The following is a 23,525-nucleotide window of genomic DNA, read 5'->3' as shown; positions in this document are numbered from 1 at the left end:
GATATCTATTTTCCACGTAATATTCAGGTGACGAAATCTCAGCTATAAATCGCTGATGGCTAATTAGTCTGACCCGCATTTCTCCCGGTTGTACGCCCCACCAGGTAGCACCCATTCTTTTGACATGTTAATGACGGGCAATGTATAGACCGGATTTACCGCTTGCAGCAGCGCTTCCTCATCCGTGATATTAATAGGAGAAATATTCTGGCTTAGATCCAGAACATTTATTCGTTTACGACTGATAGTGACCCCAAAGCGGTTTTCATAGTTGGCCATTGCGTGAATACGCTCGGGGAAATAATGTTTGATGGTTGCCCATATGCGAGCACTGTTGTATATACACGTTAAGCATGAACTGCGACCCCATCCAAGACGATACGGTACTGGGGCTGTAACACGATGTTTTGCTAAAATCTCCCAGACTTGTTCTTCAGACCATTCAAGTACTGGCCTCCAGGCATCAACTTGTCTTTTTTTGCAACTGCTGGTATGTGGCTCCAGTTGTAAGTAATTGAATCTATTAGAGCTTTCCGCTCTCCTTTCCCCCGTAATAAAAAGCACCTTTTTTCCGTCAAAGCGTCTCTGATTTGTGAGTGCTCGCCGACCAACATCAATTTTTAGTGCTGATGAGCACCAACGTGTTTTAAGGCTTGGTGATTGCTGAGGGAACCGAAGTCGCGTGGCGGGAGTGCTTCGCTGGATATCACGTTCCGCGATTATTAATCCATCTGGGGTTTCGATACATTGCGGGCGACTGTAGCCATTCTCTTTCAGCATCTCACCTTCCATTCCTCCCTGAAGCCAGGAGAACATCAACGGTATCTGAAATGTTGAAGCTATTTTGCGGTTGTAGTCGGCCATAAATGGCCAGTCCATTAAAGTACTTCCCTCGCGGCCATCAACATCGTGATGCCAGAGTTCCACCCTGGACAGATCGACCCCGATGTCAATTAAGTGGAGAAGGCAGGCTATGGAGTCTTTTCCGCCGCTAAGGCAAATGATTATCACGTCATAGCAAGATATGTCGATATCTGGAGCGTTCCTGTACGTTTGTCCTGATAGTGGCGTGGTGATGCCTGCTATGCTACTCAGTGCAGGAATAATAAAGTTATCGTCGATTAAATCACTCACTTGCCGCGCTCCTGCTCTGAAGTGAATTTGTCAGAATCGCAGCAAGTCTAGTCTCGCCTAATGATGAGGCCAGATCTGATAGCGCTAGTTTACCTGCTGCTTCCATACCAAGTGCCTTTACTCGACTGGTATCAAGAACTGCAATTCTTTGGCCTGTTGCCTTACAGACAAGCGCATATCGACATACGCTTAATGTGCGATGGATGATGAATGAGAACATTTGATTGTTGATTTGTGCGCTGAATTTGCAGATCACATTTACTTTATGCGTCAACCCATTCTGGATTATGATTGTTGCAACATCGTCTTTAGGCATATCTACCTCCGGCTTTTTACTAAGCCTAATACGACGCTAACAGCTGACGAAATTTGCTTACAGATATAACTTTCACTGCAAATATCGTGTTATGAGTGACTGATTACTGCTTTGGAGACAGAATGGATTTTTCTAAAACTACTGTAGTGAAACCCGGTTTAATTGGTGATAACAACGCGTATTGGGCGATGCACTTTTGCTCAATTATTGAAACCCTTTATGATAATAACCGGATGAAGGTACGTTTTAATTCCCCTCTCATGGGGAAACATACACCAACAATGAGAAACCTAGTTTCATTAGCTGGTGAAGGATATTTTTCTTTAATTAAAGATCAGTTCAGAAACTTCGGTCTACAAAATTTGCTCTGCCACTATCTGATGAGTTATGAAGGTAGAGAAGTCTTAAATACTATACTTATTAATTTGTCTGATTATCGCAATGTCGATATCCTCGCTAATATGAGCCAGTTTGGTGTATTCATTAGCTGCCGTGACTTTAGAAGTGGCACTAATTTTGCGGTAGAGCATAATCCTTATCTACTTGGCCATGAGAATGTCTTTTATAATTCAGTTTATAATAGCTTAAAGTTTGCAGATCTATGCATTCTTTTCCGTATGAGAACGAATCCTAACCAAGAATCAGCTACTTTGTTTGGCATTCTTGGAGAGGTCGAAGGAAACAATGGTCAGGACTTGAAGAGACCGGCCTTCTGGGGAAGGAAAGGTTTGTATTTGTCTTTTGGTATTGGAGTCAATCCTAAACCCAAGGGGGAAAAACGTTCTAATCAATTTCAGCTTAATGACTGTACTTGCCAGTGGGTAAACGCTGCTGATGGTTATAAATTTGTCGCTATTTTTGAGTCAGAACACCATCTTGTTACAGATTATCTCGATGCAATAGGTACTATTGAACACCTTAATAAATTTGGCCCCAACCATCCTTTTCTAACACATTATCCAGCTCGGCACATTCTAAACATTGTGAGAGATGGCTGGGATAAATCAGTTGATATATTGATTACTGAACTGCGACGTTATCTTGCGCCTAACGAATTAGCTTCGCTAGGAACAAATCCAGTAATACCCTTTATACCCTCATTCAAACATTAAAATAAATGGGGCTACGGCCCCATTTTTTACTCACGATATAAGATGTAATAACATTTTCTGACCTGCATACTGTTGTTCAGGTAACCACAAAGTGCTTCACGACCATCCTGACTACGACCTATCCATAGGCCAGCCAAGCGTTTATCTGGTTGCTCAGACAGTATGAAAATTTTGCTGTTAATCAGACTAATGAATGGGCGTTCCACTCCCTGGGGGACTACAAAATTCCCCAGCGGTTTGTAACTTTCTAGGTTCAATACGATCGCAGCTGTCTGGTCACTGGAATTGTCAGCATCGTCCTGTTGCTCGCTGGCAGCAGGTTGTTGGTAGTTCTGAGAAGGCTGCTGAGCATAGAAATCGTTCGGATCGATCGATTCTGCGCTGGTTATGAAGGGCAATAGTGCTAAAAGGCCAAAAACAGCTTTTTTCATATGTCCACCATAGGGTTATGCGTTGAAATATGATTAGGCTATCAGTACCAATGCTGTCAGGCTAAAAACAATGGGGACAAATTGAGGGCTTTTATGTTGTGTTTATTGCTATTTTTGTCCTGCAATAGCATCCATTTCACACAATACACAGTGACATTTAGCTGGTGGCTCAAGTCGTTCGAACTGGGTCAGATTATGGAGACGTAATCGAGGTATACGTCTGACAGCATGATGCCCACACGAAAGTTCAAGAAACCAGATTCGTCCGTTACGGCTCCCGTCCTGAACCTTTACGTTTACAACTTCTCTCCACATGCGAATCATGGCTAACCTTCTGCCGGGCTCTGTGGTTCATCGTTGTCCTGTGTAATTTTAACGTAATCACCCTGATTGATAACGATTACTTCATTAAGATGAGGGCTGTAACGTACCTTCTCTACTTCGTCGAGATAGTCCACATGTCTACGCGCCTTGTTATTCGAGAAGCCGAGAGCTTTACCTATTGCGTGAACTGATGGGCCACGGCCACCATTTCTGTTCATGTATTTTTTGACGTAGGAGATGATCGCTTTCCTATCGCTGGTCATGTCCGGTAGTTCGGCAATGTCATCATGTCCTTGCCCTTTCGCCACGCGCAGCGTCATAGACTTTCTGTCGCCATCGATAATGATTCGTCCCTGGTCATGCAGCTGCCGGATACGCCGGGAAACGAGACCTTTTGAATACCCCAGAGAAGAACAGATCTGCTCGTAAGACGGTGCTGCACCCTGCTCTTTGATTTCTGTAACAATAAAATCAAAGAGCCTGTCCAGGTGGGCATTTGCTTTTGGGGCGTTCTGTTCTTTTCCAGAAACACTACCGGCGTTGTCTTCAGTCATATCCCTTCCGTCCAGCTGGTGGTTGTTAATTAATGCGGGCTATCGACGTTCTTCGTCGAACTGAGACTAAAAGGCACGACGTCCGCTTTTACATCAGTTAAGGAGTGATTACCGCAGAGTTGACCTTTAACTTTAGTCAGGCCCACCAGCGCATCCTCAAGTAGTTCTGATTCCTGAGATGTCACATTATTACCCAGTTCCATACCGATTTTTTCGCCCGCGTCCTTGAGGATACTGATAGCACGATCGATAGATTCACTGTACATAATCGCCACCTTGTTCGTTTTGTTAACATAGCCAATTAGTGCGTGTTCAGCTATAGCTGAGTTGTTTTATCACCTGTTTATGCGGCCATTTTTCTTGCCAGGCAGCGAGCTAAAACCCGTTCCCTGGCTTCCTGCTGCTCATCGATACAAAGTTGAATTCCCAACCCCAGGATGTAACGCTCCTGAAGTTCTGCCGGATGGAGGAAATTGAGCGCGGTGAAACCAGCTGGCACGGAACCATATTTGGCCAGGCTGTCTTCGAAACGTCGCTGGGCTATTTCGCAAATTAAGTTATATCGAGCAATAGCTGCCTCACGTCCAACTTGGTTGAATAATTCAATCGCCAGGGCTTCCGAACATGTCTGCATTTTTGCATCCGTTTTGTTTACCTGACATCAGTATCACCCCGATGTGCAGGCTGACGAAATTTACGGATAGAGGAATGTAATGATGGGGAATAGACCGAAATGGAATGTTTATACCGAACCCCAATTATGGGGTGGCTTGATAATCTAACGTGGAAGTCTGGTGAGAAGCAGACTTCCAGACCTGGTATTAACTGGTTTTCTGACTATTAAGCCAGCTGATTAGCTCATCTTGCGTGTCAAAAGACGCGACAAAGGTCTGCTCCTGATCAGGACGTTGTGCATCCCTTACCGCTCTGAATGGAGCTTCAACACTATAGTAGAATATTGGCTCCGCACGGCGTTTGACCCATGCTGATTGCTCGCGCTCTGCGAGCTCGCAGGCTTCTTCGTAATTGTCCGCTACTCCCAGCACTGTTGAACGATCCCAAGCTCCTCCATTCAGGCATCGAACAGTGATTTTCCCGTCCGGGCGAGTAATGCCATATGGATGATCCCACCAGGCATCAAGCTGAGACTTTGACCGCTTTTCATTAGGTGTATCGTCGAAGTTTTTAGGTAATACCGGATTAAGGGGTATGCAGTTTGGCACTTGGATTCTCCCTGTAGCCTGAATCTACAAATAGACAGTAAGCAATGCTCGTCAGGTTAACATGTACCCCCTGTCAGGTAATTAAGTACTTCATTCCATTTTCGATATTTGCGTTTTCTCACTCATTTTCTCCGACTTAAGAAGATCTCCCCGCTGCAACGTAAGCCATGTGTACCAGGCTTGTTTTTCGCCCCGCTTTGACCCCATTTTCATGATGTTCTCAAACCTCGCACTGTTACAGTAGGACAACCGCTACTGACGAGGTGAATATGACCAGATACCTTGGATACTGCGCCCTTGCGCTCCTTACCGTCCTGCCGACCGCTTCGGTATATTCAGCTGTACAGAATGATACAATGGGCCTATACGCTCCCGATCCAAGCTACACACCTGACATCCAAAATTCAGCACCCGCAACGCCTCCTCCGGGGGATGACAGTCTGTACAGTGATGACGTGCCCGATTCATCTACCGCTCCAGAAAACGCCATTACCCCCCTGAATAGCTTTGATGTTATGTCTTTCTCTATAGGGCCGGTAAGCCTGCGGATGACAGCTTCTGAAGCGATCACTGCTATCACTGACAAACTTGGTCAGTCAGCTGGTGAAGAAATTCAAAAGCGCTACAGCAACAACTCATTGAATAGTATTTTCTGGGGAGATGCACACCAGGAGACAGTGGTATATTTTATACCCGATACGGCAGTTGACCCCATTGAGCCGGTCGCTTACAAAATCCGCTTCTCATTCAGCAATCCTGATCTCCTACTGAAGTCGGCGATCGAGAAATATGGTGAGCCTTCAGTCTCTGATGCCCAGAGCGGTCGTTATATCTGGTGCAAGGCACTGGCGGAGAAAACGAATAAGTGTGATGACAGTAAATCGGAGCTTACGCTGACAACACGCGAAGTTGAAGACACTGGCATCCTGACACTCAGCGACCCAACGGTCTCTTTTGATGCTTCGCGGACTGCAACGGCCACCCCGGATAAAGACCAGTCTGCGGCGGAAGACAACCAGGGGCCATTGCCACAGCTCTGAAGTCGTCCGTCGCTGTCCAGCGTCCTTTTGCAGGATTACTAAACCGACTGGATTCACCAGCCGGTTTTTTTATCTGAATTTCGCATTAGCGCCGGAAAGTACGCTTTCCAAATGGGCTTATTTCTTTAACGTGAAAACCCGTATTGGTCAGCAATCTGGCCATGACAACTGATGCAGGAAGACAGGATGCTTCCAGTTTATGGCCGGGAGTAGCACCCAGAATACTTTGCAACATAGATCGCCCAAATCCTTTTTGTCTTTCACTCCTGGTAACACCAAACATCCTGATTTCCAAATGTGAAGCAAGTCCATTTGCGCCATTTTTGCCAGTCAGCAGGGCAAATCCTATCGCTGCGCCATTATTTGGGTCATCAAATACAAACAAGAAATCGGCGCAATTCTCTCCCCGTTCCCGCCTGGCAATGGCTTCTGAGATCTGACTTTCGAACTGAGACAGTCCGTCATCATCATCAAAGTTAAAATACCCATCCCTCATACCGTCGCGAATCACCGCTATGATAAAGGGTATATCCTGTTTGGTTCCAAAGCGCATTTCAGGGGCAGATAACACCGTCATCAATTTGTCTCTCATAACCGTTATTATTCAATCAATTTGATTACATGGAGATAAAGAGGTCAATAGAAACGAGCGGGGTATTTCGCTAATGGCCATTTGGCCGGTATCGATGTTTCTCAGTAGCAGAGTCAAGATGTATATAAGGCCAGCAAAATGCCAGCCTTTTTCGTTTAAACCGGTTTTCTTATGATTCTCTTGATTGGCATTCCTGCCTTATCAAAATATCGGGATGGCCATATTTCTTGAGGTTCTTCACCAATTGCATTAGCGATGATGATCTCACCTCTTGGCCAGTCACGTGTCAGTGCATTTGCCAGGGTGCTGCTTGAAAGACCGTTAGCCCTACTCAGTGAGGCAAGTGACAAACCTTTCTTGTGTAGCGCAGCTATGATGTCTGCCTTATGCCAGTCCTGTTTTTCCATCTCCATTTCCTTTGGTGGTGAATCGGAACATGGTTTGCAGTACCAGCTAATGACGACTGGCGAGCCGTAAGGCTCCCACGCCCCGACCCACCATTGATAAAAAACAGGCGAGCGAGTGCGAACCGTTCAAATGCATGAACGGCGTGTCATTAGTCGGGGCTGCAAATCCCCACTCTTACGATTTAGTAAGGGCTACAACAGTTTACAGCATTTAAAGGGTGTATCAGAAGTGTTAATGCTGTAAGTTTGGGAGCCGGTTAGAAATTCAGATATTAACTATGCTTAATGGTCTGTTCAGGGAAGCACTTCGATGCTGTTCATATAGCCAAAGCCGAATATCCGCTTTCTTCCGAGCCCGAAAGCATATGCCTGTTCCAGTGCGCCGACATCCTCAATCACGCATTCAGCATCGTACTGGCTCATCGGTACAATGATCTTGTGGGATGTACCGTCACCGCTCCCGGGCTTAATAATATGGAACCTGGTGCTACGAACGATACGTAACCGTTCGCAGTTCACCCCGGCCCGTTCCAGGTGATAGTGGATGTAATCCGGGAGCTCATGGGCAGGTGGACAAATCTCTCTTTTCCGGCCACCAACTTCCTCGCGTCGAATGGTGGCCAGCGAGCCGAAGATCCGAATTTTCTCACCAGGCACAAACATTATTTCCTTCATGACTTCGCCAGGGAGCCCGAGTGCAACAGCCGTTCTCAGCACTACTTGGGTGTCTGAGGCACTCTGTTTGCGGGAGTAGAAGGTGTACGGGAGTCGCGACCCAGAACGTTCCTGAACTACCTTATCCAGTTGCTGGTGGATCCCATACACGTCACCTGGGGCGATTCTGAACCTGAGCGCACATTCATAGTATTTCACGCCACATTCCTTGCTGAACATAATGAATTTTCAATATTAGTTTCAGGGTATGGCATGGACGGCGAGTGACGAAATTATGAGGGGGAAATACGGCCAGTCCGTTGGCCGGTGTGGTCAGAGAATCATTTCGATACTTTCGCCGTGGAATATACCGATCACATCTGTCTTGAGGCGGTTACTCCTCGGCTTTACTTCATTGGCCACGAACTCCGGCAATGGCCGAATTTTCACGTGCTCATCCTGAATGATAATGAACGGCATAGATGAAGCGGCAGAAAGACGCAGTACCTGGTCGGGTTGTTCAGGATCAGCCATCGCGATGTTTGCAGCTGGATGCACTTTAACCGGACGGCGTAAGCGAAGCTTTTCTTCCGGTACACGCGCAATAGCTTTAATCAACGAGTTGAGTCTGACTGATTTATCTTCATCTTCCTCGATGTCCTTGCCCATTTTCTGGAGCAACTCGATTTTGTTAACCCTGCTAAAAAGCGTCTTTTGCCTCCAGCCGAAACTAACCAGATTGACGTTAGCGTTATCAAACATGCGCAACTGCCGATAGAGATGCAGGGTCATGACACCAGGGCAGGCGCTATGCAGCGCGTTGAAGCGCATGTATTCCGGTCGGCGATCACCACCGTAGTTTTCGATGATGTGGCGTTGAATGCTCTCTTTATGCTGGTTGATGGATGTCACCAACCGGGTAACCAGCTGAGAGAATTCCGCATCCGTGTTGTCGTACCATAATACGCCGGTAGTGCGCCGGGCTGACTTCTGCGAATAGCCATCCCTGATATGCAGGTCAGCGTATGCCGCGCAGGCAGCATGGACAGCATCGTGTCCCTGTTTCAGCTCAGGCATGATGTGTTCGATGGCCATATCTTCTTCGCCATCAGCAACGGCTGGCAGGACGCAGACACTCGCCTTGAGCGGAAGCCGGGAACCCAGCACTCCACGCAGTTGTGTGATCTCGCTCTCCAGCGTCTGGAAAGTTGTTGAGATATTCATTTCTATCCCCGAAAAAGGGCTCTAAACTCCCTCCGCTGCACGGAGGACTGTATGTACATACATACTCATAACAAGCGAAACCGAGTATATCAAGTTCGTTTTGTTTACAGGCGAATTTTATCGATGACGAATGAAGTTTTCACTGCTGATTAGCCAATCCTGACGCGAGGGATTTCGTTAATATTAGTGAGATAGGATGGTGACAATAACTCCCGCCGCATCGCCCAGTCTTTGTCGATGCCCTGGCCCGCAAACCATAATTTCCCCCGGCCTGACCGGTTAATTCTATCCATCACGCCCATCAACGCTTCACCATTGGCAAAGAGCCGGTTCTCACCAAACAAATCGAGCTGGCTGGTGGCGCTATCATAAAAGTCAGATAGCATCACTCCGGCTTTATGGTATCGGTATCCCTCCTGCCAGATATGCCGGAGCCCTGCGACCGCAGCCGCAATGATTTCCCGGGTATCGGCGGTGGGGTTTTCCAGCTTGACCGTCTGCTGGCCACTGTAAGGGGCCGTTTTCGAATAGTAACTTGTGCCAATAAAAACCGTTATGCAGCGACAGTATTGCTTCTCTTCGCGCAGCTTCTCGCCTGCACGTTCGGCATACTCACACACCGCCTGGTGCATTGCTTCGTAGTGCTCTATTTTCTGGCCGAATGAACGCGAGCTGATGATCTGCTGCTTAACCTTCCTCACCTCTTCCAGGGCTATGCAGGACTCGCCATTCAATTCGCGCTGAGTTCGCTCCAGAACGACTCCAAATGTGTTACGGATAAGCGATGTTGGCGCATTGGCCAGATCGAGAGCTGTCCTGATGCCCATGCTGTTCAGTCTGGTGGCATATCTCCGGCCCACCCCCCAGACATCGCTTACATCAATATATGGCAATAATTTGCGTTGTCTTTCTGGACTGCTAAGATCAACCACTCCGCCTGTTTTAGTCCATGTTTTTGCAGCTTTATTTGCTAGTTTTGCCAAAGTTTTAGTTGTCGATACGCCCACCCCCACAGGTATATGGGTGCTCTTTAATACGGTTTTCTTTATTTCTCTTCCATAGTCATCAAAATTATAATTTTTCTGCATTCCTTCAAACGAAAGGAAAACTTCATCAATACTGTAGACCTCAGTATTACTTGAGAATTTAAATAATGTCTCACACACCCTACGGGAGATCTCCGCGTACAAGGCATAGTTAGAACTGAAAACATGTACACCGTTAGCTTCAAAGAATGCTTTCTTCTGGAAGTACACGTCACCATTCTGGATACCTAATTTTTTAGCTTCCGCTGAACGTGCCACGACCATGCCATCATTGTTCGAAAGGCATACAATTGGTTTGTTCACCAGATCGGGCCGAAAGACTCTCTCGCAGGATGCGTAAAATGAGTTGCAATCCACCAGGCAGAACATCACAAGGCCTTGTATACGATGAAGGTCACCACGCCAAAAATGGCCAGTTCTTCGCCTTCTTTCAGATAGATCGGTGACATCCGGCTATTCATTGGCAGTAGCGCGGGAGCCGGGCTTAGCTGCAACCGCTTAATGGTGAAATCGCCATCGACGGTCGCGATCACAATATCCCCCTCTTTTGCCTCAAGTGAGCTATCCACAATCACCAGGTCACCTTCGTGAATACGTGCATCAATCATTGATGAACCTGTAACCCGCAGAAAATAGGTCGCAGATGGGTGTTTGATAAGGTGTTCGTTTAAGTCTATGAATTCATTTATGTAATCATCTGCCGGGCTGGGAAAGCCAGCAGGTACAGCCTGACTGAATAGCGGGTATTGACCAGGTGATTGTTGTGTCACTGGGATAAGTTTCATAATGCTCTGCCTTCGTGGTGCTGTATATCTATACAGTATTATAAGCAGGGGCTAGGAATTTTCACACCTCCTTTTCCGAAAGTTATTTTCCGCTATCACTCTTCAGGTGTTTCTTATCACTTGTCCAGAAGTGGGTAACTGCACATAACAAATTGCAACCATATGATTCTTTAGTTCATTTTCAGAATTTACTCGTGCTTGTTTCGTTTACAATCCGGCATTTACCCATACATTTTATAAGGAGTAATAACGATGAAGCAGTTTACAAATGAAGCAACTCAACAAATGCTGGCCGACTTTGATAAATCCCCTTTCTCTGACGCTGATCTGGCCGCAATGGATGTGGATGCTCGACAAATTATTGAGCAGAACGCTGAAAGGGGGGTCAGTTTGGATATCGAAAATTATTGTACTATAAGGACTTCCCCGGCATGTCAAAGCCGGTATTTATGGTTTCTGTCTGCTCTTCAGTAAAAATAAAGGGGAGAGACTGCGGTACTATAAACGGCCATGATGAATCGTCATCGATTCGGGCCCTGATGAAAGACGCGCGTGAGGTTCTTGTTCGTTAAGCGGATACGTATATCCTGTACAATAGCCAGATAGGCCTCACGGGGTCTAACCCTTTATCATCAACGAATTGCAGGTCAGATGGTTATACAGCTTCGAGCTTTAGTTGACTGAGTACAGCCGGAAATCATCACCGTAATGTAGTGATGCCCAACACAGCCGCGCATTTTTGGCGGCGATGGCCACAACAGCCCGCCAGTACCCTCTGCGCTCAACCAACATACAAACCCAACGGCTGAATGAGTCAGTCCTTTTCCCGGCGCCAATAAGCACTGAACGAGCCCCCTGAACCAGAAGCGTTCGCAGATACGAATCACCGGCTTTTGTGATCCTGCCGAGTTTCGACTTTCCCCCGCTGCTGTATTGTGATGGCGTCAGCCCCAGCCAGGCTGCCAGTTGACGTCCATTTTTAAAATCATGTGCATTACCGATACTGGCGACCAGTGCACAGGCCGTTGTGGGACCAACGCCCTTTAGCTCCATCAGCCGCTGACTGCGATGATCTGTTTTGGCTATGTGGGACAAAATTCGGTCATATTCAGTGATGTTAGCTTCAATGCGATCAACGTGTTCCATCAAATCATCAACACATTGCTGAACCTGAAGCGGTAAAGAGCTCTTCTGCACAGAAACCATGTGGCGCAGGGCATCAGCACTTTGTGGCGCGATGACACCGAATTCAGATATCAATCCTCGCAGACGATTATACGTTGCTGTTTTCTCTTCGATAAAACCCTGACGGGTACGATGTAAACACTGCATGGCCTGCTGGCTTTCGTCTTTCACTGGTACGAACCGCATATGCGGACGACGAACAGCTTCACAGATAGCCTGAGCATCAGCTGCATCATTTTTTCCTGATTTTCCGGCCATACGATAAGGCGATACAAACTTAGCAGCCATCAGACGTGGCTCATGACCATACTGCCGAAACAATCTTGCCCAGTAGTGAGCCCCGGAGCATGCTTCCATCCCGATAACACAGGGAGGCAAACTTGCAATTAACTCAGGAAGTGCAGCACGCGATACTTTAGGCTTAACCAGAACAGTTCTACCATTTTGATCAACACCGTGAACAGCAAACACATTTTTAGCAAGATCGATACCGACAGTCGTGATAGTCATAACGAATTCCTCCGGGACGATGTGTACCCCATGATTGCACAAGAGTTAATCAGGCGCATAATCAGGGGAAGTCCCTTCCATTCGTTAAGGCTGTTTTTTGACCTTTCGACTTTAGCTGGTCTTAGCCGACGAAACTTACCAGAAGCCGGTATCCGGTTGCTTTTCCAGATATAATCACCTGTCAGATTGATGTGTTCCCAGCCCAACGGCGACAAATGCGACAGCAGTTGCTCGTTGATCTTCACCCCTTTACGCTTCAGGGCATCGACCGCTCTTTCCATATAGACGGTATTCCACAGGGATATGGCAGCCGTCAGCAGCGTCAGTCCACTGGCGCGATAGCTCTGATTTTCCGGTTTTCTGTCCCTGATTTCTCCCAGTCGGTGCATAAATACCGCACGCGCCAGCGCGTTACGGGCTTCGCCTTTATTCAGCCCCGCCTGTACCCGCCGACGCAGAGCCGGGTCGCGGAACCAGTCGAGCATAAACAGGGTTCGCTCAATGCGGCCAATTTCTCTCAGTGCTTTGGCAAGTCCGTTTTGCTTGGGATAGCTGGCAAGCTTTTTCAGCATCAGGGATGCCGTCACGGTTCCCTGCTTTATCGAGGTTGCCAGACGCAGCACTTCACGCCAGTGGATTTCGATCTCTTTCAGATTCAGGCTGGTCGTTGATATCAGTGACTGAAGCGCCGGGTATTTCTCTGCTTTCCCTTTGATAAACAGTTTGTTGTCGTGGAGATCCCTGATTCGCGGACAGAACGCAAATCCCAACAGATGCATCAGGGCAAAGACATGATCGGTGAAACCAGCGGTATCGGTGTAATGTTCCCTGATTTCCAGGTCGCTTTCGTGGTACAGCAAGCCATCGAGAACATGGGTTGAATCCCTGACCCGACTGATTATGCAGGTGTAAAACGGGCTGTATTGATCCGAAATATGGGTATAAAACTGACGTCCAGGCTCTTGCCCATATTTCGGGTTAACCTGCCCTGCGTAGCGGCCTGAGCTGCCGGTTCTGAAATTTTGTCCATCTGATGATGACGTTGTTCCGTCTCCCCAAAATGCCGCCAACGGTCTTTTCCCCTGCGCATTTACCAGCTCTGCAAGAGCGGCTGAATAGGTTTCGTCACGGATGTACCATGCCTGAATATCTTCGAGTGATGATTTGGTGCTCCCGGGGCAGGCTTCTGCCATTTTGGTCAGGCCAAGATTGATGCCATCCGCAAGAATGGTGGTGAGGAGCAAGCGGGTATCGGGACGGGTAATGTCATTTTTTATATGCGAAAAATGTCGGGTAAACGTCGTCCAGCTGTTTACCTCATCGAGAATTTCCGTGATTTTAGGTCGCGGTAGCATGCTGTAAACCAGCTCTGCCAGCGGTGAAACCTGCGCCGGAACGCAGTTATCCAGCGGAGAGACTTTTACGCCCCTGTCGGATATTTCCACATCGGGCAGTTCACCAAGGGCAGCCATGGCATTGACCTCTTCAAGTCTGGACTGAAGCAGGGTCATACGGCTGGTAATGTACTCATGATAATCAGCAGATACGGGCAGTGGCAGTGCCGGTGTGAGTTTGTCAAAGTCCTTCTCGGGTATGAGGTAATCATCAAAATTTTTGTAGCGGCGCGAGCCTTTAACCCAGATATCCCCGGAGCGCAACGCCCCCTTAAGCTCGCTGAGTGCACAAAACTCATAGTACTGCCGGTCAATACCCACAGGTGTAATCACCACCTTGCGCCAGCTTTCAGGGACAAACTCAAGCGGCGCTGCCGCCGGAACTTTACGTGACTGCTTCCGGTACATATCCTTGATCACAACCAGTGCATCAGCCAGAGGTTGCGCTGCCGGGGTTGCGACTAACTGTAAAGCGGACAACATGCGTGGGGTATATTTCCGTAATGTGCTGTATTTCTCGGTAATAATATGCAGCGGGTCAAAATTATTTTTTCTGGCGAGATGGCGTGTTTCATCCAGACTGGCGACAAATTCAGCCCATGGGAGTATGTTTTCTATTGCGAGCCAGGGATCGCCACCGGAATCACGGGCATCAGACAGCGCCTGACCGACATCGATGTACTGCCTCAGTTTTGACTGGATCAGCTTTCCGGTCTGCTGAAGGCGCTCAGCCTGTGTTCGTTTGGCTTTGCTGAAAAGACTATTCAGCATTCGCTCATGCAGCTCAATCACTTCGTCTGTCAGTGTGGCTCTGGCTTCTTCCAGCACGCACACCAGGATCGCATGACGCCGGGCAGCTGAAAATCGGGTCAAATCCCGGCTACTCATCTTTCGGCCTTCCCGCGCCAGTTTCAGCAACCGGTTCTGGTGAATGGTACGATCTATACCTTCAGGTAATGCCAGCGATTCAATGCTGCTGAGCCGATCAAGATGTTGCAGCACGTTCTTACCATTGATTTTACCCGGCGGTTGCAGAAGCCATGTCAGCCTGGAAGGCTGATTATCTGATGACTCAAGTAAATGATCCAGGGCATCCCTGTGAGCCGGAGTTAACGGGGCATTCAGGGTATGAAATACGATTTTATCGCCGCCTGCCATGACTTCAGCACAGGTACGCTCCACGACATCAATCGCGGGGATTATCACGTTGTTCTGCCGGAGATAGACAAGTAACTCTTCGGCTAGGAGAATGCCTTTATCGGTGCGCGTCGCCATCGATAACAGGTGCGTAATACAGTCCTGCTGTATTTTGCCGGTGAACGCCTTTACGCCAAGATAGCGGTACAGTTCGGTTAAATGCTCACGCCGGGTCGTATCCCGGCCGGAAAGGTAAGCAGGCCAGAGATCCCCGGTAAGCTTTAGCCTGCTGGCGATATGCTTCAGCAGCGCATCAGAGGGAGAGATTTTTTTATCCGGGGCAAAGCCGACATTTTTCAGATAGCAAAGAAGGACGGCAAAACCAAAACGGCTGGCGGGTTTACGGTGAGCACTGATAAGCGCCAGATCATGCTCACTGAAATAGGCCATTCGGGTCAGCGTTAACTCATCGTCCGGTAATGCCAGTAATGATTCTCTTTCCGACAGAGAAAGAATCTGCCTCCTTGCCATATAGTTTTCCTCATAAATTATTCGATGCGTTATTTTTAACAAAAATGGTTATCGCATAAGGGTACACCCTGACGGTATAACCAAAACGTGACATCACACGATTTATGCCATAACCTATATGCGATAGATTAAATGCAATAACTTAAATGCGATATTATGGCGGAAAAATGTTCATCAGAGCTTATTTAAGGGCATCGACGGAAGATCAGTTCGCTGACCGGGCAAAAGAGATGCTGGAGCAGTTCGTTCAGCAGCGGGGACATAAAATCGCCAGCTACTACCGGGAGAATATCAGCGGCACAAAACTTGATCGCCCTGAGCTGGGGCGCTTACTGATGGACAGTCACCACAATGATATCTTGCTGGTCGAACAGATAGACCGTCTGACCCGTCTGAGCAACAGCGACTGGATGACGCTGAAAAAGCAGATAGAAAAACATGAGCTGCGGATTGTCAGTCTTGATGTGCCCACCTCATGGCAGGCGCTGTCAGATAAAGATCCTTCGCAGGCGGACCCGATTACTCGCGCAGTAATAACCGCCATCAATAACATGCTAATCGACCTGATGGCCGCGATGTCGCATAAGGACTGGCTGAGCCGCCGCCAGCGGCAAAAACAGGGGATTGAACGGGCTCATACACTAGGTAAATACCAAGGTAAGCAAGCTGATCGGGAGCGTCACCAGAAAGTACTGTATTATCGGCAGGTTAAGAAATTGAGTATTCGTGAAACCGCAGATGCAACAGGTTACAGTGCTTCGCAGGTATGTCGGATACAAGCGCTGTATAAAAATAATGAATTTTCCTGAAAGGCTGGAATAACGGTGTTTATTGCGATCATTGCATAGGCGTCATAGTTAGGGCTTGTTAATGACTAGCAGCCTGGAAGTACGCTGTGTGCCAAATCCAAAAATAGTCATTCACACCCTGAATCACTTTAAAGTGATTCAGGGTATGCGCTTATAGCTGCCATTCAAGGCGTTAATAATTTTTGTAGATTTTCTATTCCATATAATATGTGTTTTCAACGAATCTGGAGAGATGAAGTGCCATGTGTGTATGGCACTTCATCTCTTATTTACTCATTGACTCCGTTACCGTCTGCCAGGTTATGAAACCACCACTCAGATTATATGTCCGGAAGCCGTGAGCCTGCAGAATACGGTATGCCACATGCCCGCGCAGGCCACTCTGACATCCTATAAAAATTTCTTTATCTTTAGGCAATTTTCCAAGGTTTTCCCGCAGGGAATCAAGAGGGATGGATAGCGCGTCAGGATATTCACCAAATTGTTTCAGTTCGGCAGGAGAGCGAATATCAAGTAAACAATAACTGCCCGGTTCCCGTTGTAACACATCGCTGACATGACATATGACCGTATCTCCTTTCATTACATTTGTCGCCACCATACCAGCCTGGTTAACGACGTCCCTTGCACTGTTAAAAGGTGGAGCATAAGTCAGCTCAAGATGTTCGAGATCGTTGACGGTAAGCCCCGCGCGCTGTGCGACAGACAGGACATCGATGCGTTTATCAACCCCTTTTTTCCCTGATGCCTGAGCCCCGAGAATTTTACCGGTATCGGGGCTGAACAGCAGTTTCAGACTGATCATCGTTGCCCCCGGGTAGTAACCGGCATGATCAGCGGCATGGACGTAAACCTTCTCGTATCGGGTGCCATGAACTTTCAGCTGCTTTTCATTCGCACCGACGCTGCCAATACTCAGCGAAAATACCTTACAAATGGATGTCCCCTGACTGCCATGGTAAAGGCTGTGACGATCTAGCATGTTATCAGCAGCAATGCGTCCCTGGCGGTTGGCGGGCCCTGCCAGAGGAAAATTAGCGGGTTCCTGAAAGACAAAGTCTGGGGTTTCAACGGCATCCCCCACGGCGTAGATGTCAGGGATACTGGTCTGCATACAGGCATTGACGCTTATGCCTCCCCGTTTACCCACTGCGAGCCCGGCTCCTGTGGCAAGGCTGTTCTCAGGTTTTACCCCGATGGCGAGAATAACCATGTCGGTCTGCAGAAACCCACCCTCAGACAGTGCAACGCGGAATCCCGTCTCTGTCCGCAGTACCTCGGTGAGCGCCGTTCTGAGACGCAGATCCACGCCATGACTCCGGATTTCCTGATGCAGGGCAGATGCCATTTCAGGATCAACCGGAGCCATAACCTGTTCCCCCATCTCCAGCAGGGTCACACTGATCCCCCGTTCGCTCAGAGCCTCCATCACTTCAAGTCCGATAAATCCCCCCCCGACAAGCGTGGTGTGAGCTACGTGATGTTGCTCAATCCACCCCAGGATAGCATCCATGTCAGTAAGATTTCGCAGCGTAAAGACACCCTCTTCCTGTAGCCCGGGCAAAGGAGGGACAACCGGAGCGGCGCCGGTACTGAGGAGCAGACGATCCCATTCTTCGCTATAGACCTCCCCTGAGGTCAGATTTTTAACCGTCACCGTTTTATTAACCGGATCCACTGACGTCACTTCATGACAGATACGGACGTCTATGTTAAAGCGGGATTTAAAATCCTCCGGGGTTTTCAGAATCAGTGACTGCCTTAAAGGAATTTTTCCGCCTATATGATAAGGTAATCCACAGTTGGCGAAAGAGACATCGCTTCCCCGTTCAAACACAACAATACTGACATCCTCTGATAACCGACGAGCTCTGGCTGCAGCGGATGCCCCGCCGGCAACACCACCAACAATCACTATTTTCATTACATCCTCTCTGTTCACCCGGGGCAAAAATGCCTGCCAGATATAATCGTTTCCCCGGGCCGGCAGGACGCTGCAGACCTGACGAACACGATGGCAAAATTACGATACCGTCAGTATACTAAATTATATTATATAAAAACACATAGTATGAGAAATCAGCAATGCTCATGAATGAAGACACAAAACGTCAGACAGATATGAAGAATGCGGCCCTGAGGGCAGCAGATGTCTTACGGGGACTGGCCAACAGCGACCGGTTGCTGTTGATGTGTCAGTTAAGCCTGGGGGAAGCGAATGTGGCCGGGCTGGAAGCGGCGGTCGGTATCACTCAGCCGGGCACTGTTGCAAAGTTAGCGATGAGGCAGCCTTTTGTCTTATTCAAAGGCCTTACATTTCAAAAACTCTGCTTACCAGGCGCATTTCGCCCAGGGGATCACCATAATAAAATGCTGAGGCCTGGCCTTTGCGTAGTGCACGCATCACCTCAATACCTTTGATGGTGGCGTAAGCCGTCTTCATGGATTTAAATCCCAGCGTGGCGTCGATTATCCGTTTCAGTTTGCCATGATCGCATTCAATCACGTTGTTCCGGTACTTAATCTGTCGGTGTTCAACGTCAGACGGGCACCGGCCTTCGCGTTTGAGCAGAGCAAGCGCGCGACCATAGGCGGGCGCTTTATCCGTGTTGATGAATCGCGGGATCTGCCACTTCTTCACGTTGTTGAGGATTTTACCCAGAAACCGGTATGCAGCTTTGCTGTTACGACGGGAGGAGAGATAAAAATCGACAGTGCGGCCCCGGCTGTCGACGGCCCGGTACAGATACGCCCAGCGGCCATTGACCTTCACGTAGGTTTCATCCATGTGCCACGGGCAAAGATCGGAAGGGTTACGCCAGTACCAGCGCAGCCGTTTTTCCATTTCAGGCGCATAACGCTGAACCCAGCGGTAAATCGTGGAGTGATCGACATTCACTCCGCGTTCAGCCAGCATCTCCTGCAGCTCACGGTAACTGATGCCGTATTTGCAGTACCAGCGTACGGCCCACAGAATGATGTCACGCTGAAAATGCCGGCCTTTGAATGGGTTCATGTGCAGCTCCATCAGCAAAAGGGGATGATAAGTTTATCACCACCGACTATTTGCAACAGTGCCATTTTTTGTACCTCTGAGCTATGTGAAGCTTGACCACTTTGACAGGCAGCTTTGAGCGATATATAGTCATTCGCACCCTGAGAATTACACTTTGAAGTGATTCAGGGTATGCGCTTACTGGTTACGAATATTGAGCGAGAATCATGCGATGATCGCCGCTTTTCTTTCGAGCCAGTAGGTGCTCCACGTTCGCTAACGAATACTCAGGGCATGCAGATAACTGCTGGCTATATTTCTTTCGAAGAGCGTGGAATGCATACCAATCCCCGATAAAAAGGAGTTGGTGATGACTGAGACTAATCAATTTGCTGCGCACGTTGGTCTGGACTGGGCAGATAAAAAGCACGATGTCTGTGTTCAGTTTAAAAACGGTGAACGCACATTCCATGTGATTGAACATACGCCGGAAGCGCTTGATGTCTGGCTTACCGAGTTACACCAGAAGGTAAAAGGCAGGATCGCTATCGCCGTTGAGCTGAAGAAAGGTCCCGTGGTGTATGCTCTTCAGAAATATCCATTTATCACCGTTTTCCCCGTCCACGCTTTGTCTCTGGCTCGTTACCGGCAAGCCTTCTCGCCCAGCGGTGCTAAAGATGACCCGCAGGATGCCGAGCTGGCATTAGAGTTAATGCTGCGTTATCCCCAAAAGATAAAAGCCATTGAACCCGACAATGCCGATATCCGGTTACTCCAGCAACTGGTTGAGCAGCGTCGTCAGTTGGTTGAAGATAAGCGCCGTTTTGTGAACCGGCTAATCAACACACTCAAACAGTATTATCCTCAGCCCCTGGAGTGGTTCTCACATCGGGGTAGCTTGCTATTGTGTGAACTGATTATGCGATGGCCCAGTCTGCAACAACTAAAACGAGCCAGGCGAGACACGATCCGCAACTTTCTCAATGCCAAAGGTGGCCGCGCAATGGCCCTTACCGAGCAGCGTGTTGTGAGTATTGATAACGCCATTCCGTTGACGACAGACCCGAGTGTTATAGAGGCTAATGCTTTGATGGCAACAGCACTGGCGACACAAATTAAAGTCGTGAGTGAAATCATCAAAACCTATGACGAACGAATCGAAACGCTGTTTGACACATTGCCAGATTCGGGGCTGTTCAAATCACTTCCGGGCATGGGGCCGTGTTTGGGACCACGAATGCTTGCTGCACTTGGTGATAACCGTGACCGGTTTAACAGCGCTGAAGAAATTCAAAACTACGCAGGTATTGCACCGGTGACAGAACGAAGTGGCCAGAAATCCTGGGTTCACTGGCGATGGCAGTGTGCCAAGTTCGTCCGGCAAACCTTTGTTGAATGGGCTGCCAAGACGGTTAACTCATCATACTGGGCCAGACTTTATTATCGGGGACTGCGAGAAAAAGGAAAATCTCACCAGTCTGCAATCCGGGCTCTGGCCTTCAAATGGATAAGGATCATTTACCGCTGCTGGAAGACCAAGACCCAGTACGATGAAGCGAAGTATTTGCTGGCACTGGAAGCGCGAAAGTCGCCCTTACTGAAGCCATAAAAAAGCTTGTCGAATGTCTCAGGGCGTGAAGCGGATTCAAGTGAGGCGCAGTGAGCAAGAACAAACTGTCCAAAGGTCAAGAACGCCGCGTGCAGGCGAACCATCAACGTCGTCTGAAACGCACAGATAAGAAACCGGAATTGGATGATTCCCAACTGGGCGAGCCGCAAGACGGCATCGTCATCAGCCGTTTCGGCATGCACGCCGACGTTGAAGCCGCGGATGGCACCCAGCACCGCTGCAATATCCGCCGGACATTGCGTTCGCTGGTGACCGGCGATCGCGTAGTGTGGCGCCCAGGCGTCGGCACCCATGCAGGGGTCAAAGGCATCGTCGAGGCCGTGCATGAACGCACTTCCGTCCTGAATCGTCCCGACATTTACGACGGCGTGAAACCCATCGCTGCCAATATCGATCAGATCGTCATCGTTTCCGCGATCCTGCCAGAGCTGTCACTGAATATGATCGACCGCTACCTGGTGGCTTGTGAAACACTGGAGGTCGAACCGCTGATCGTACTTAACAAAATCGATCTGCTGGATGCCGAAGCACGCAAGCACGTCGACGGCATGATGGATATCTATCGCCATATTGGCTATCGGGTGTTGGAAGTCTCCAGCCAGACGCGTGAAGGCATGGAAGCGTTTGAACAAGCGCTGGTTGATCGCATCAGTATCTTTGCCGGCCAGTCCGGGGTGGGTAAATCCAGCCTGTTGAATGCCCTGCTGCCACCGAGCGATAAGCAAATTCTGGTAAATCAGGTTTCCGATGTCTCAGGCCTCGGGCAACATACCACCACCGCCGCGCGGCTGTACCATTTCCAGCACGGCGGCGATGTGATCGATTCACCGGGTGTGCGTGAGTTTGGTCTGTGGCATCTGGAGCCGGAACAAGTGACTCAAGCCTATGTCGAATTCCGTGACTATTTGGGCGGTTGCAAATTCCGCGACTGCCGCCACGACACCGACCCAGGCTGCGCCATCCGTGGAGCGATGGAGAAAGGCGATATCGCGAAAGAGCGTTTTGAAAACTACCATCGCATTCTGGAAAGCATGGCATCCGTGAAGGTTCGCAAGAACTTTACCGACGCCGCAGGCTGATAATACCGGGCGGCGTTGACTGTGGCGGAGCCACGGTTACAATGCGCGCCCTTTACCCCGATTCACGAGGTTAATATGCTGGATAGCATCAAAATTAAATTGCAGTATTGGTTACCCAAGCTGGCGCTGACCCGTCTGGCTGGCTGGGGCTGGCTTTGGCCACTGTCCTTCGACTTGTCGAACCGCCGGTTGAAGGTCGTGCATGACGGCGAGGCTGAGCCCATTACCGCGAAACTGGCGACCTTGGGGCTAGGCGCCTCGCTTCAGGAAACCGTCATTGCCGACCCAGAGACGATCAAGGCCGCTGAGAGCTCGGCAGTCTCTGCTACGCAGGAGTCAGGCACTCTGCGCGTGTTGCTCGGTATCAATGCGATCATGTTCGTGGTGGAAATGACTGCTGGCCTGATCGCCCAGTCTACCGGCCTGATCGCTGATTCCCTGGATATGTTTGCCGATGCAGCCGTCTATGGCCTGGCTCTCTATGCCGTAGGGCGCAGTGCGAAAATGCAGGTACGTGCCGCGCATCTGGCAGGGGTACTGCAACTGATTTTGGCTATCGGCGTACTCGTCGAGGTGGTGCGACGCTTTGTTTTCGGTAGTGAGCCTGAATCGCTGATGATGATGGCGATCGCCTTCGTCGCATTGATTGCCAATACCAGTTGTCTGCTGCTCATATCCAAACATCGGGAGGGCGGGGCGCACATGAAGGCAAGCTGGATATTCTCGGCCAACGACGTGGTGATCAACCTGGGGGTCATCACCGCCGGCGCTCTGGTCGCGTGGACCGGGTCCAATTATCCGGATCTGATTATCGGCACCATCGTGGGGGGCATTGTACTTAACGGTGCCAGACGCATTTTGGCGTTGAAGGGTTAAATAATGCTCATTATTGGCAAAAAGCTCTCGCCGTATGCCCTATTGTCCATATCGGGCCTGCTGGCAGCGTCTGATCAGGCCGTAAAATGGCTGGTGCAACAATCAATGGCCTATGGCGAGTATGTTTCGGTGACCCCGTTCTTTAACTGGGTGCACCTATGGAACACCGGTGCCGCATTCAGTCTTTTTGCGAATGGTGGAGGCTGGCAGCGCTACTTTTTTATCGGAATCGCGGTAGTGGTCTCGATTTTTCTGATCAAGCTGATCCTTGAAAATCGTCATAAAGGAGAAGCCATCGCTTACAGTCTTATCCTCGGTGGCGCCATGGGCAACCTGATTGACCGGGTCTTTCGCGGCTATGTTGTGGATTCCTTTGATTTCTATTGGCGAGACTGGCATTGGCCGGCCTTCAACCTGGCTGATATTGCAATTGTCCTCGGTGCCTTACTTTTCGTTTCCAGCAGCTTGTTGGGTAAAAAAGCAAACACCAATGCCGAGTCGGATGGATCTGACTGACACCTACGCCTATACAACACC

The 23,525-nt window shown here is 49.0% G+C and carries 25 protein-coding genes and 2 pseudogenes; 10 read left to right on the top strand and 17 right to left on the bottom strand.

What is annotated here, in order from left to right; translation table 11 throughout:
* Positions 1 to 63: 63 nt before the first annotated feature.
* Together GBC03_01250 and GBC03_01245 are read right to left on the bottom strand one after the other, a co-directional pair.
* Positions 64 to 1,134 carry a phosphoadenosine phosphosulfate reductase family protein gene (locus GBC03_01250; GenBank protein ID QFS68910.1) on the bottom strand — a complete coding sequence of 357 codons (1,071 nt, stop codon included), beginning with the start codon at positions 1,132 to 1,134 and terminating at the stop codon, positions 64 to 66.
* Entirely contained in the window at positions 1,127 to 1,450 is a 324-nt protein-coding gene (locus GBC03_01245) for a hypothetical protein (GenBank protein ID QFS68909.1), read from the bottom strand. The genes GBC03_01250 and GBC03_01245 overlap by 8 nt, the downstream gene beginning before the upstream one ends.
* Before the next feature lie 122 nt (positions 1,451 to 1,572).
* Here GBC03_01245 and GBC03_01240 point away from each other — a divergent pair, with 122 nt between their 5' ends.
* Positions 1,573 to 2,562: a hypothetical protein gene (locus GBC03_01240; protein ID QFS68908.1), complete on the top strand. Its 990-nt coding sequence runs from the start codon at positions 1,573 to 1,575 to the stop codon at positions 2,560 to 2,562.
* Between the two features lie 26 nt (positions 2,563 to 2,588).
* Here GBC03_01240 and GBC03_01235 read toward each other — a convergent pair whose 3' ends face one another.
* The 5 genes from GBC03_01235 to GBC03_01215 form a co-directional block, all read right to left on the bottom strand.
* The gene (locus GBC03_01235) at positions 2,589 to 2,993 is read right to left on the bottom strand and encodes a hypothetical protein (protein ID QFS68907.1); all 405 of its coding nucleotides are present in this window, start codon (positions 2,991 to 2,993) and stop codon (positions 2,589 to 2,591) included.
* Between the two features lie 326 nt (positions 2,994 to 3,319).
* A complete protein-coding gene (locus GBC03_01230) occupies positions 3,320 to 3,871 on the bottom strand; it encodes a DNA-binding protein (GenBank protein ID QFS68906.1) in 552 nt (183 codons plus the stop codon).
* Between the two features lie 29 nt (positions 3,872 to 3,900).
* Positions 3,901 to 4,137: a hypothetical protein gene (locus GBC03_01225; GenBank protein ID QFS68905.1), complete on the bottom strand. Its 237-nt coding sequence runs from the start codon at positions 4,135 to 4,137 to the stop codon at positions 3,901 to 3,903.
* A 77-nt stretch (positions 4,138 to 4,214) separates the two neighbouring features.
* Positions 4,215 to 4,505, bottom strand: a complete 291-nt coding sequence (locus GBC03_01220) for a hypothetical protein (GenBank protein ID QFS68904.1) — start codon at positions 4,503 to 4,505, stop codon at positions 4,215 to 4,217.
* 187 nt (positions 4,506 to 4,692) lie between these two features.
* Complete coding sequence (locus GBC03_01215; GenBank protein ID QFS68903.1) at positions 4,693 to 5,094, bottom strand: DNA-binding protein; 402 nt, start codon at positions 5,092 to 5,094, stop codon at positions 4,693 to 4,695.
* Positions 5,095 to 5,642: 548 nt separating this feature from the next.
* Between GBC03_01215 and GBC03_01210 the strand changes: the two genes are divergently transcribed.
* Positions 5,643 to 6,134: a hypothetical protein gene (locus GBC03_01210; GenBank protein ID QFS68961.1), complete on the top strand. Its 492-nt coding sequence runs from the start codon at positions 5,643 to 5,645 to the stop codon at positions 6,132 to 6,134.
* A gap of 85 nt (positions 6,135 to 6,219) precedes the next feature.
* On the opposite strand, the gene GBC03_01205 is transcribed toward GBC03_01210, so the two are convergent.
* The 6 genes from GBC03_01205 to umuD all read right to left on the bottom strand — a co-directional run bounded on the left by GBC03_01205 (position 6,220) and on the right by umuD (position 10,842).
* Entirely contained in the window at positions 6,220 to 6,711 is a 492-nt protein-coding gene (locus GBC03_01205) for a GNAT family N-acetyltransferase (GenBank protein QFS68902.1), read from the bottom strand.
* A 170-nt stretch (positions 6,712 to 6,881) separates the two neighbouring features.
* A complete protein-coding gene (locus tag GBC03_01200; protein QFS68901.1) occupies positions 6,882 to 7,139 on the bottom strand; it encodes a transcriptional regulator in 258 nt (85 codons plus the stop codon).
* A 288-nt stretch (positions 7,140 to 7,427) separates the two neighbouring features.
* Positions 7,428 to 8,006 carry a hypothetical protein gene (locus tag GBC03_01195; protein ID QFS68900.1) on the bottom strand — a complete coding sequence of 193 codons (579 nt, stop codon included), beginning with the start codon at positions 8,004 to 8,006 and terminating at the stop codon, positions 7,428 to 7,430.
* Positions 8,007 to 8,120: 114 nt separating this feature from the next.
* Entirely contained in the window at positions 8,121 to 9,011 is an 891-nt protein-coding gene (locus GBC03_01190; protein ID QFS68899.1) for a DNA replication protein, read from the bottom strand.
* A 149-nt stretch (positions 9,012 to 9,160) separates the two neighbouring features.
* Complete coding sequence (gene umuC, locus GBC03_01185; GenBank protein ID QFS68898.1) at positions 9,161 to 10,426, bottom strand: translesion error-prone DNA polymerase V subunit UmuC; 1,266 nt, start codon at positions 10,424 to 10,426, stop codon at positions 9,161 to 9,163.
* Positions 10,426 to 10,842: a translesion error-prone DNA polymerase V autoproteolytic subunit gene (umuD, locus tag GBC03_01180; protein ID QFS68897.1), complete on the bottom strand. Its 417-nt coding sequence runs from the start codon at positions 10,840 to 10,842 to the stop codon at positions 10,426 to 10,428. Before umuD ends, umuC begins: the two co-directional genes overlap by 1 nt.
* Before the next feature lie 252 nt (positions 10,843 to 11,094).
* Between umuD and GBC03_01175 the strand changes: the two genes are divergently transcribed.
* Positions 11,095 to 11,316, top strand: coding sequence for a hypothetical protein (locus GBC03_01175; protein ID QFS68896.1), 222 nt, complete (start codon positions 11,095 to 11,097; stop codon positions 11,314 to 11,316).
* A gap of 198 nt (positions 11,317 to 11,514) precedes the next feature.
* Here GBC03_01175 and GBC03_01170 read toward each other — a convergent pair whose 3' ends face one another.
* Together GBC03_01170 and GBC03_01165 are read right to left on the bottom strand one after the other, a co-directional pair.
* The gene (locus tag GBC03_01170) at positions 11,515 to 12,537 is read right to left on the bottom strand and encodes an IS110 family transposase (GenBank protein QFS68895.1); all 1,023 of its coding nucleotides are present in this window, start codon (positions 12,535 to 12,537) and stop codon (positions 11,515 to 11,517) included.
* Entirely contained in the window at positions 12,534 to 15,599 is a 3,066-nt protein-coding gene (locus GBC03_01165; protein QFS68894.1) for a Tn3 family transposase, read from the bottom strand. The genes GBC03_01170 and GBC03_01165 overlap by 4 nt, the downstream gene beginning before the upstream one ends.
* Positions 15,600 to 15,766: 167 nt before the next feature.
* On the opposite strand from GBC03_01165, the gene GBC03_01160 reads away from it, so the two are divergent.
* Positions 15,767 to 16,408: a resolvase gene (locus tag GBC03_01160; GenBank protein QFS68893.1), complete on the top strand. Its 642-nt coding sequence runs from the start codon at positions 15,767 to 15,769 to the stop codon at positions 16,406 to 16,408.
* Positions 16,409 to 16,673: 265 nt separating this feature from the next.
* On the opposite strand, the gene GBC03_01155 is transcribed toward GBC03_01160, so the two are convergent.
* Entirely contained in the window at positions 16,674 to 18,332 is a 1,659-nt protein-coding gene (locus GBC03_01155) for a CoA-disulfide reductase (protein ID QFS68892.1), read from the bottom strand.
* Positions 18,333 to 18,493: 161 nt separating this feature from the next.
* Here GBC03_01155 and GBC03_01150 point away from each other — a divergent pair.
* A pseudogene (locus tag GBC03_01150) lies at positions 18,494 to 18,667 on the top strand (transcriptional regulator).
* A pseudogene (locus tag GBC03_01145) lies at positions 18,643 to 18,774 on the top strand (adenine-specific DNA-methyltransferase). The pseudogenes GBC03_01150 and GBC03_01145 overlap by 25 nt, the downstream one beginning before the upstream one ends.
* Here GBC03_01145 and GBC03_01140 read toward each other — a convergent pair.
* Entirely contained in the window at positions 18,720 to 19,424 is a 705-nt protein-coding gene (locus GBC03_01140; GenBank protein ID QFS68891.1) for an IS6-like element IS26 family transposase, read from the bottom strand. The pseudogene GBC03_01145 and the gene GBC03_01140 overlap by 55 nt on opposite strands.
* A gap of 349 nt (positions 19,425 to 19,773) precedes the next feature.
* On the opposite strand from GBC03_01140, the gene GBC03_01135 reads away from it, so the two are divergent.
* The 4 genes from GBC03_01135 to GBC03_01120 all read left to right on the top strand — a co-directional run bounded on the left by GBC03_01135 (position 19,774) and on the right by GBC03_01120 (position 23,504).
* Positions 19,774 to 21,012, top strand: coding sequence for an IS110 family transposase (locus GBC03_01135; protein QFS68890.1), 1,239 nt, complete (start codon positions 19,774 to 19,776; stop codon positions 21,010 to 21,012).
* A gap of 50 nt (positions 21,013 to 21,062) precedes the next feature.
* Entirely contained in the window at positions 21,063 to 22,112 is a 1,050-nt protein-coding gene (gene rsgA / locus GBC03_01130) for a small ribosomal subunit biogenesis GTPase RsgA (protein QFS68889.1), read from the top strand.
* Between the two features lie 126 nt (positions 22,113 to 22,238).
* Positions 22,239 to 22,988 (top strand): hypothetical protein, encoded by a 750-nt coding sequence (locus GBC03_01125; GenBank protein QFS68960.1) that lies wholly within the window; start codon positions 22,239 to 22,241, stop codon positions 22,986 to 22,988.
* A 3-nt stretch (positions 22,989 to 22,991) separates the two neighbouring features.
* The gene (locus GBC03_01120) at positions 22,992 to 23,504 is read left to right on the top strand and encodes a signal peptidase II (GenBank protein ID QFS68888.1); all 513 of its coding nucleotides are present in this window, start codon (positions 22,992 to 22,994) and stop codon (positions 23,502 to 23,504) included.
* Positions 23,505 to 23,525 lie beyond the last annotated feature (21 nt).

Origin of the sequence: Citrobacter telavivensis, assembly GCA_009363175.1 — a bacterium.
Classification (GTDB): domain Bacteria; phylum Pseudomonadota; class Gammaproteobacteria; order Enterobacterales; family Enterobacteriaceae; genus Citrobacter_A; species Citrobacter_A telavivensis.
Note: the sequence above shows the minus strand (reverse complement) of the source record. Positions and strands in the feature narration are given on the sequence as shown.

Coding starts and splice junctions, on each gene's coding strand:
- GBC03_01200 (QFS68901.1), bottom strand. CDS start 7,139: ATGGAGATGGAAAAACAGGACTGGCATAAGGCAGACATCATAGCTGCG.
- GBC03_01220 (QFS68904.1), bottom strand. CDS start 4,505: ATGCAGACATGTTCGGAAGCCCTGGCGATTGAATTATTCAACCAAGTT.
- GBC03_01120 (QFS68888.1), top strand. CDS start 22,992: ATGCTCATTATTGGCAAAAAGCTCTCGCCGTATGCCCTATTGTCCATA.
- GBC03_01240 (QFS68908.1), top strand. CDS start 1,573: ATGGATTTTTCTAAAACTACTGTAGTGAAACCCGGTTTAATTGGTGAT.
- GBC03_01170 (QFS68895.1), bottom strand. CDS start 12,537: ATGACTATCACGACTGTCGGTATCGATCTTGCTAAAAATGTGTTTGCT.
- GBC03_01135 (QFS68890.1), top strand. CDS start 19,774: ATGACTGAGACTAATCAATTTGCTGCGCACGTTGGTCTGGACTGGGCA.
- GBC03_01225 (QFS68905.1), bottom strand. CDS start 4,137: ATGTACAGTGAATCTATCGATCGTGCTATCAGTATCCTCAAGGACGCG.
- GBC03_01245 (QFS68909.1), bottom strand. CDS start 1,450: ATGCCTAAAGACGATGTTGCAACAATCATAATCCAGAATGGGTTGACG.
- GBC03_01175 (QFS68896.1), top strand. CDS start 11,095: ATGAAGCAGTTTACAAATGAAGCAACTCAACAAATGCTGGCCGACTTT.
- umuC (QFS68898.1), bottom strand. CDS start 10,426: ATGTTCTGCCTGGTGGATTGCAACTCATTTTACGCATCCTGCGAGAGA.
- GBC03_01210 (QFS68961.1), top strand. CDS start 5,643: ATGACAGCTTCTGAAGCGATCACTGCTATCACTGACAAACTTGGTCAG.
- GBC03_01190 (QFS68899.1), bottom strand. CDS start 9,011: ATGAATATCTCAACAACTTTCCAGACGCTGGAGAGCGAGATCACACAA.
- GBC03_01160 (QFS68893.1), top strand. CDS start 15,767: ATGTTCATCAGAGCTTATTTAAGGGCATCGACGGAAGATCAGTTCGCT.
- GBC03_01155 (QFS68892.1), bottom strand. CDS start 18,332: ATGAAAATAGTGATTGTTGGTGGTGTTGCCGGCGGGGCATCCGCTGCA.
- umuD (QFS68897.1), bottom strand. CDS start 10,842: ATGAAACTTATCCCAGTGACACAACAATCACCTGGTCAATACCCGCTA.
- GBC03_01140 (QFS68891.1), bottom strand. CDS start 19,424: ATGAACCCATTCAAAGGCCGGCATTTTCAGCGTGACATCATTCTGTGG.
- GBC03_01205 (QFS68902.1), bottom strand. CDS start 6,711: ATGACGGTGTTATCTGCCCCTGAAATGCGCTTTGGAACCAAACAGGAT.
- GBC03_01165 (QFS68894.1), bottom strand. CDS start 15,599: ATGGCAAGGAGGCAGATTCTTTCTCTGTCGGAAAGAGAATCATTACTG.
- GBC03_01235 (QFS68907.1), bottom strand. CDS start 2,993: ATGAAAAAAGCTGTTTTTGGCCTTTTAGCACTATTGCCCTTCATAACC.
- GBC03_01230 (QFS68906.1), bottom strand. CDS start 3,871: ATGACTGAAGACAACGCCGGTAGTGTTTCTGGAAAAGAACAGAACGCC.